Here is a 7,132-nt window from a genome sequence, read left to right on the forward strand (position 1 = left end):
TATTTGTACCGCCGCCCTTCTCTTAATCGTTCGTCTTTTTATATAGCATGAAGCAGAAATGAAATTTATTCTTTCCGGTCTTCTGCCATAATGGCAAATGCTTCTCCTGCTGCTTCAATCGTTTCATCAATATCAGCTTCAGTATGTTCAGTGGTTAAAAACCATGCTTCGAACTTGGATGGTGCCAGGTTAATCCCGCGATTAAGCATCAAGTGGAAAAACGAAGCGAACGCATCCCCGTCACTTGCTTCGGCTTCCTCATAGTTGGTTACGCGTTTGATTCCAAAATAGACAGTAAGCGCACCACACATACGATTAACAGAAATTGAGATATCATGTTCTGACGCTTTAGTCAGTAGGCCATTTTCGAGGCGCTCACCGAGGCGGTTCAATCTTTCATACGTGCCATCATCCTGGAGCACCTCCAGGCAGGCTATACCAGAAGCCATCGAAGCAGGATTTCCGGCCATTGTTCCAGCTTGATAAGCGGGGCCGAGCGGGGCTACTTGTTCCATAATATCCTGCCGGCCGCCATATGCTCCGATTGGCAGCCCGCCGCCAATAATTTTGCCCATGGCGGTCATGTCCGGCTCGACACCATAAATTTGCTGAGCGCTTCCGTATGTGAACCGGAAGGCTGTGATCACTTCATCGTAAATCACCAATGCGCCTGCATTATGCGCCATATCATTTACCTGTTCCAAAAAACCATCATGCGGTTTCACGATGCCAAAATTGCCAACGATTGGCTCGACAAGGACAGCAGCCACATCGTCTCCCCATTGCTCCAAGGCTTTCTGGAAGGTTTCAAGGTCATTAAACGGGACGGTGATGACATCTTCAGCAACAGATTGCGGAATTCCTGCAGAATCGGGCGTGCCTAATGTTGCGGGGCCTGACCCCGCTTCGACGAGTACGGAATCAAAGTGCCCATGATAGCTGCCGGAGAATTTGATAATTTTATTCCGGCCTGTATAAGCTCTTGCCACGCGGACCGTTGTCATGACAGCCTCGGTTCCGGAATTTGTAAATCGCACCTTTTCAAGTGACGGAATAGCTGTTTTTAACATGTCAGCAAATTGATTTTCAAGTTTTGTGGGCGTGCCATACAAAACACCGTTGTTTGCTGCCTTGCTGATTGCTTGAGCAATATGCGGGTGGCCATGGCCGGTGATGATTGGCCCGTAAGCACCGAGGTAATCGATGTATTGATTGCCATCGACATCCCAGAAATAAGCCCCTTTTCCATGATCCATGTAAACTGGTGTGCCCCCGCCAACCCCTTTATACGCGCGGGAGGGAGAGTTAACACCGCCGACAATATGGTTAAGCGCTTCCTCGTATAACACGTTTGATGTTGAGAAATCCATTCAGTAGCCTCCTAGTTTATAAGAAATTCCAACAGTGATTATACCCGATACCATGCAGCAAGGAAAATATATGGCAATTCATTTAATGGCCGAGCATAGAATGGAGATAGACAGGGAGGGCATTATGGATATGATATCACTAATTGTCGCAATAAAGGTTACTGTTGTTGTTGTAGGCAGCCTGGTTGATTTTATCCGTGGTGGAAAAATTCGCAGGCGTATGCAGGAAAGTCAATTTTCTGCTGAAATTTTCTATACGCTGCTCTTAATTTATCTGATCGTTATTCTCGGTTTCGGACTTATTTACTTTATCTTGTCGATGAACCGTATTGTACTGGTAGAAGGCGGTGAGCTCCGTGAAGTCAGTGTGCTTGGTTCAATGATTCACTCGTTTTATTTCAGTGGTGTCACGTTGTTGACGATTGGATACGGTGATATTACGCCAATTGGAATCGGGAGAGCGATTGCGCTTATACAAGCTCTGATCGGCTATGCGCTGCCGGCTGCTTTTGTGTTAAAACTTGTCCAAAATAATCAGGAAAATAGAGAGAGGAATAGTGGTATGCTATAGTAGGACTAACAAGGTGTTGAAGACATTCTTGTTTTCAGAGCATATTACTCAAGCAATAATGGAGGGATTTCAATGCGTGCTGAAGTAGGCAAACAAGCACCAGATTTCACGTTAAAAAATCAGGACGGTGAGCAGGTCAGCCTTTCAGATTACAGAGGTCAGAATGTTGTTCTGTATTTCTACCCAAAAGATATGACACCAGGCTGCACGAACGAAGCGTGTGATTTCCGGGATAACAAGGAAAAATTCAGTGAGCTGAATGCGGTTATTATCGGTGTCAGTCCTGATCCGGTCGAAAGCCACCAGAAGTTTATTGACAAGCATGATTTGCCATTTATGCTGCTGGCTGATGAGGAGCACAAGGCTGCAGAGGATTATGGTGTTTGGAATGATGGCATTGAACGTTCTACATTTATCATTGATAAGGATGGCAATCTTCAGAAAGAATTCCGCAACGTAAAAGTGGACGGGCATGTGGAAGAAGCGCTCGGCTATTTGCGTGAAGCCAGCTAACTGACAGAAAGCAGTTCATCTTTGGATGGGCTGCTTTTTTTAAAACTGCCATATAACACAAAGCGTCTCTCTAATCATCCAATAAAACGATGGAATTTTATGCCGAAAACGGTTACGATAGAAAATAAGATTATAAGGGGGCGTAAAATTGGTTATCCTTTTTTCAGCAAAAATTGCAGACAAACATCGAACAAGACTACGTACGAACTATCCTGACTGTGAATTTATTTTTTGTGAAAATATAGATGAGGCTAAAAAGGATTTAAGCAGGGCAGATATACTCGTAACCTATGGCGAGGATCTGGATTCTGATTTGATTGACGAGGCCTCCCGGCTGAAATGGATTATGGTTATCTCGGCAGGGCTGGACAAGATGCCGTTTAAAGCAATAAGCAAACGGAACATTTTGGTTACAAACGCACGTGGTATTCATAAAACTCCAATGGCAGAGTATGCCTTTGCGATGCTGCTCCAAGTTGTACGTCAGGCAAAACAGGTTATTGCAAATGAAAGCGAAAATAAGTGGGACAAGTCGGTAAGGATGCGTGAAATGAGCGGGAGTACAATGCTTATTGCAGGAACCGGTGCTATCGGGGAAGAAGTGGCACGCCTGGCAAAAGCGTTTGGGATGACTGTATATGGTGTGTCACGAAGCGGCAAGCAGATCGACAATTTTGATAAAACAATTAAACACAGCGAATTCTCAACACTATTGCCGGAAGTGGATTTTGTCGTATCTGTTTTACCGAGCACAACGGAAACGAAGCAATTTTTCACCTATGAGCACTTTATGAAGATGCCGAGTCATGCTGTGTTTTTGAATATGGGACGCGGTGATGTAGTAGAAGAAGAAGTTCTTTTAAAAGCGGTTCGTGACGACCAAATCGCCCACGCCGTACTGGATGTATTTGAGGAGGAACCGCTGCCGGAGGGTCATCCATTCTGGGATGAGGAAAACATTACCATCACACCGCATTTGTCCGGTGTTTCACCGCATTATCATAAGCGGGCGTTGGAGATTTTTGAGCAAAACCTTCAAACATACTTAAACAGCGGGACAGAATACGTTAACAAAATTGACTTAAGCAGGGGGTATTAAGATGCGTATTTATACGCGAAAAGGTGACAAAGGCCAAACTTCTTTAATATCAGGACAGCGTGTGCCTAAAAATGACTTGCGCGTAGAGGCATACGGTACATGCGATGAAGCGAACTCGGTCATTGGTCTGGCACTCAGTTTTCTTGACAATACCGATTGGGCAGAGAAGGAGGCGTTCCTCGAAGCGATGCACCGTGCTCAAACGATTTTGTTCCATGTAGGTGCCGAACTTGCCACGCCAAAAGACAAGGAAGTCACGTGGAAGCTGAATAAAGAGCATATTGATGAACTTGAAGCACAGATGGATGAGTGGGATAAGAGTCTGGAAATGCTTCGTAACTTTATTTTGCCGTCCGGGAATTCAGCATCAAGCTCGCTTCATATGGCCCGCACCGTTGCAAGAAGAGCCGAGCGTACTGCGATTGCACTGAATGAGCAAGAAGAGGTCAATCCGCTTGTCATTACTTATTTGAATCGCCTCTCTGACTTCCTGTTTATCGGAGCCAGGTATGTTAATCAGGCTCTCGGCGGAAAAGAAATACCATTAAAAGCTGATGTTTGATATATTGCATGAGTGGTTATTGTAAACGATAACTGCTCATTTTTGTATATTTAGTTAATAATATAGACAACTTGACAATATACTTATATTGACAGAATAGCGTTAAAGCGAGTAAACTTTAATTATAAGAATTATAATATAAGAATATTATTTCGAATGGATAAATTACTGAAAGCGGGGTGCATGACGGTGTCTGATCATAAATTGCAGGAAGCAATCGATACACTCAGAGACTCGGGCGTACGCATAACACCACAACGTCATGCGGTACTTGAGTATCTACTTAACTCGATGATTCACCCGACAGCCGATGACATATACAAAGCACTCGAAGGCAAATTTCCGAATATGAGTGTTGCCACTGTTTACAATAATCTGCGTGTGCTGCGGCAAATTGGTCTTGTCCGGGAATTAACGTATGGTGATTCATCAAGCCGTTTTGATTATAACTCAAGTGAGCATTACCATATTATTTGTGAAGAATGCGGGAAAATTGAGGATTTTCACTACCCGGTCCTGAATGAAGTTGAAGACCTGGCCGAGCAAGTGACAGGGTTTGATGTTTCGCATCACCGGATGGAAATATATGGTACATGTGAAGATTGTAAAGCGTTGGAAACACAAAAGCATTAAGCGTTTGAGTCGTGTGAAATGATTCTTGTTGGATCAGGCACGGCCAGAATTTCACGCTTTCCATGTAAAAACGCCAACTGATAAAACCAGCTGGCGTTTTTTTATGTTCTTACTCATTTTTGCTGGATTGGGCTTTTGCCTCTTTCCGGTATTTTCGCTTATTGTATTTCTCATCAAATTCCATGCCTTCAAGGTCTTTATCAAGCGTCAATGGCTGTTTGCAATGCATGCAGGCATCGACACGGCCAAGCATCTTAGTCGGTTTTTCACAGCTCGGGCAAATGATCGGCACGGCTTTGGTTGAAAGCATCCCGATCCAAAAATACACCACACAACTTAAAATAATGAACAAAAGTCCAAATAAAAATAGTGTCAGCATCAGCCATTCAATGTTTCTGGACAACAATCCTCCATACATGACGGCAAAACCAACAAAGATCAAAATCAGTGCAAATGAGCGTATCTTATTTATTTTACTGGAATAAACCAATTTATCTGCCATTAAAAGTCCTCCTTGATGTATTACAGAGACAGTATAGCACATTTTACCATGCATGAAAGCAAAAATGCAGCCTCGCTATACGCCGGAAACCCTGACTATTTGAACGTACTATAGTATGATTATTGATTGATATATGGAGTAATTTTCAATCTGAAAAAGGATTTTCTAAATCGACAGCGAATAATACAATAATGATGTAAATGATGGAGGATAAGCAAGATGGAAAATTTACTCAAACCGATTTATCAGGAACGCACGAATCACCCTGGTACATTAGGGACGATTTTAATTGAAAAGCAAAAACCGGACAGTCCGCTAACAGATAATTTTGATGTGATTTTGTTAATCATCGTCACGACTGATTATACACAATGGCAAGAAAAACATTACGAATATAATGGTAAAACAGTTGTTATGCACACGGTTACCGAACAATTGCTGTTGGAATGGGTCGATACAAATGGGTACCGCAAAGCAATTGAGTGGGTTATGCACGGAAAGGTTATTTTTGAAAGGAATCAATATATAAGCCAACTAAAGGAAAAACTGAAAACTTTCCCACTTGAAAAAAGAGATTTGCGAAAAGCGGTCGAATTCGGGAAGCTGCTGAAAAGTTATTTGGAAGTCCGGGACCTCTACAGTACCGGCCAGTATAAAGATGCTTTTACCCGAATGGTCCATTCACTTCATTATTTGGCACGACTGGCTGTGATAGAAAAAGGGTATTATCCTGAAGTGACGTTATGGAACCAAGTTAAAAAGATTGACCCAGAGGTGAACAGACTTTACGAGGAATTGGTTGAAAGCAAAGAAGATTTGTCGAAACGCGTGCAATTGATGATGCTGGCGGCGGATTTCGCCATCAGCCGAAGGGCAAAAAGCTCAGCCAAACATTTATTGGATATTATGAGTGAACGAAATGGTGCCTGGTCATACGAGGAGCTGAAGCACCAGGCAAGTGTAAAACCATATGAATTCGACTTGTCTTCGATGCTTAATTATTTGACGGAAAAAGGTATTGTCGAAACAGAGAAATTTGAAACTGAAGCTGAAAATGTGTATAAGCGCAAGTATCAGTTCCCTTCAGGCAATTAGTTTTGCAGTTGTTCTTACTAAAAGCATAAGTTGAAGGGGCCCGGCGGATTGTTTACATCTATCGGCACGTCACTTTTAAATAAAGGAGCTTTAAGAAGGTTTTATTTAAAAGGACGTGCCATTCGCAGGGATGAAATTCTCATCTAGCGACAAGCTTTGATTTTTTTAAAATGATTATTGACTTTCATTTTCACGCATGGTACATTTATATCCGTCGCAAAAATTCATATCGAATTGAACGACAAAAAATTAAAAATTCCTCTTGAATCGTAAGAGGTTTTCATGTTACTTTATATATCGTTGCTTTTTCAGCGCAACGCATTCTTCAAAAAACAACAAAAAGTTATTGACTTTTAGTTGGGAAGATGATATATTAATAAAGTCGCTTTTTCGAAGGCGGCATTCCGATTGCTCCTTGAAAACTGAACAAAACAACCAGTATGATAAATGATGTCAGAGGTAAGAAGTTGACGAATCAGCTAAGCTGATTTGACGCAAACTTTTTAACCCCTGGAATCAATTTTTGAAGCTAAGTATGAGATTGATCGGTGTCAATCTCACACAAACTTTTTTGGAGAGTTTGATCTTGGCTCAGGACGAACGCTGGCGGCGTGCCTAATACATGCAAGTCGAGCGCGTGAAGCAGCGGGTCGCCCTTCGGGGCGCACCCCTGTGGAACGAGCGGCGGACGGGTGAGTAACACGTGGGCAACCTGCCTGTAAGACTGGGATAACTCGCGGAAACGCGAGCTAATACCGGATAATGCTCGTGGTTGCATAATCACAAG

Annotated in this window: 8 protein-coding genes and 1 rRNA gene; 7 read left to right on the forward strand and 2 right to left on the reverse strand. The window is 42.8% G+C overall.

Annotated elements, in window-relative coordinates:
- Positions 1-65: 65 nt before the first annotated feature.
- Positions 66-1,370 (reverse strand): glutamate-1-semialdehyde 2,1-aminomutase, encoded by a 1,305-nt coding sequence (locus tag BMZ22_RS14465; RefSeq protein WP_090086878.1) that lies wholly within the window; start codon positions 1,368-1,370, stop codon positions 66-68.
- Positions 1,371-1,422: 52 nt separating this feature from the next.
- Between BMZ22_RS14465 and BMZ22_RS14470 the strand changes: the two genes are divergently transcribed.
- From BMZ22_RS14470 to perR, 5 genes are all read left to right on the forward strand, one after another.
- Positions 1,423-1,941: a potassium channel family protein gene (locus BMZ22_RS14470; RefSeq protein ID WP_342710634.1), complete on the forward strand. Its 519-nt coding sequence runs from the start codon at positions 1,423-1,425 to the stop codon at positions 1,939-1,941.
- A gap of 72 nt (positions 1,942-2,013) precedes the next feature.
- Entirely contained in the window at positions 2,014-2,454 is a 441-nt protein-coding gene (gene bcp, locus BMZ22_RS14475) for a thioredoxin-dependent thiol peroxidase (protein WP_090086881.1), read from the forward strand.
- A 148-nt stretch (positions 2,455-2,602) separates the two neighbouring features.
- The gene (locus tag BMZ22_RS14480) at positions 2,603-3,553 is read left to right on the forward strand and encodes a D-2-hydroxyacid dehydrogenase (protein WP_090086883.1); all 951 of its coding nucleotides are present in this window, start codon (positions 2,603-2,605) and stop codon (positions 3,551-3,553) included.
- 1 nt (position 3,554) lies between these two features.
- Positions 3,555-4,115: a cob(I)yrinic acid a,c-diamide adenosyltransferase gene (locus tag BMZ22_RS14485; protein ID WP_090086885.1), complete on the forward strand. Its 561-nt coding sequence runs from the start codon at positions 3,555-3,557 to the stop codon at positions 4,113-4,115.
- A gap of 183 nt (positions 4,116-4,298) precedes the next feature.
- A complete protein-coding gene (perR, locus tag BMZ22_RS14490; protein ID WP_090086887.1) occupies positions 4,299-4,748 on the forward strand; it encodes a peroxide-responsive transcriptional repressor PerR in 450 nt (149 codons plus the stop codon).
- A gap of 109 nt (positions 4,749-4,857) precedes the next feature.
- On the opposite strand, the gene BMZ22_RS14495 is transcribed toward perR, so the two are convergent.
- The gene (locus tag BMZ22_RS14495; protein ID WP_090086889.1) at positions 4,858-5,250 is read right to left on the reverse strand and encodes a YgzB family protein; all 393 of its coding nucleotides are present in this window, start codon (positions 5,248-5,250) and stop codon (positions 4,858-4,860) included.
- Positions 5,251-5,469: 219 nt separating this feature from the next.
- Between BMZ22_RS14495 and BMZ22_RS14500 the strand changes: the two genes are divergently transcribed.
- Positions 5,470-6,345 (forward strand): nucleotidyltransferase-like protein, encoded by an 876-nt coding sequence (locus BMZ22_RS14500; RefSeq protein WP_090086891.1) that lies wholly within the window; start codon positions 5,470-5,472, stop codon positions 6,343-6,345.
- A gap of 568 nt (positions 6,346-6,913) precedes the next feature.
- Positions 6,914-7,132 (forward strand): 16S ribosomal RNA (locus tag BMZ22_RS14505); the annotation flags it as partial.

The organism is Lentibacillus persicus (assembly GCF_900112705.1).
Lineage (GTDB): Bacteria > Bacillota > Bacilli > Bacillales > Amphibacillaceae > Lentibacillus > Lentibacillus persicus.

Coding starts and splice junctions, on each gene's coding strand:
- BMZ22_RS14465 (WP_090086878.1), bottom strand. CDS start 1,370: ATGGATTTCTCAACATCAAACGTGTTATACGAGGAAGCGCTTAACCAT.
- bcp (WP_090086881.1), top strand. CDS start 2,014: ATGCGTGCTGAAGTAGGCAAACAAGCACCAGATTTCACGTTAAAAAAT.
- perR (WP_090086887.1), top strand. CDS start 4,299: ATGACGGTGTCTGATCATAAATTGCAGGAAGCAATCGATACACTCAGA.
- BMZ22_RS14470 (WP_342710634.1), top strand. CDS start 1,423: ATGCAGCAAGGAAAATATATGGCAATTCATTTAATGGCCGAGCATAGA.
- BMZ22_RS14485 (WP_090086885.1), top strand. CDS start 3,555: ATGCGTATTTATACGCGAAAAGGTGACAAAGGCCAAACTTCTTTAATA.
- BMZ22_RS14495 (WP_090086889.1), bottom strand. CDS start 5,250: ATGGCAGATAAATTGGTTTATTCCAGTAAAATAAATAAGATACGCTCA.
- BMZ22_RS14500 (WP_090086891.1), top strand. CDS start 5,470: ATGGAAAATTTACTCAAACCGATTTATCAGGAACGCACGAATCACCCT.